This window comes from Brucella tritici (assembly GCF_902825325.1).
Lineage (GTDB): Bacteria > Pseudomonadota > Alphaproteobacteria > Rhizobiales > Rhizobiaceae > Brucella.
Genome location: NZ_CADEAR010000077.1, coordinates 1 through 449 on the forward strand (window position 1 = coordinate 1; position 449 = coordinate 449).

Sequence of the window (449 nt, forward strand, 5' to 3'; positions counted from 1 at the left end):
ATCGTGCCGGCGCAGTTGCGTGTCATCGTTACAGTGCGTCCAAAATATGCCTGCCGGATCTGCACCGACGGGGTGACCCAGGCACCGGCTCCGGCTCACCTGATTACGAGTGGTCTGCCCACGGAGGCAACACTGGCTCATGTTCTGGTCAGCAAGTATGCGGATCATTTGCCATTATATCGCCAGAGCCAGATACTGGCACGGGCAGGTCTTGATCTGCACCGGGCTGTTCTGGCCGATTGGGTCGGCAAGGCCGCGTTCCACCTGAAGCCCGTGGTCGACCGACTGGCCGATCATCTGAAGCAGTCTGGCAAGCTGTTTATGGATGAAACCACCGCCCCGGTGCTGGATCCGGGGCGCGGATCGACGAAGACCGGATATTTGTGGGCACTGGCCCGCGATGACCGGCCATGGGGCGGCGAGGATCCGCCCGGCGTTGTCTACTTTTA

Annotated in this window: 1 protein-coding gene; it reads left to right on the forward strand. The window is 61.0% G+C overall.

Annotated elements, in window-relative coordinates; translation table 11 throughout:
• Positions 1-449 (forward strand): IS66 family transposase (locus HWX93_RS22735; RefSeq protein WP_176038822.1); only part of this gene is annotated, 449 nt, incomplete at both ends.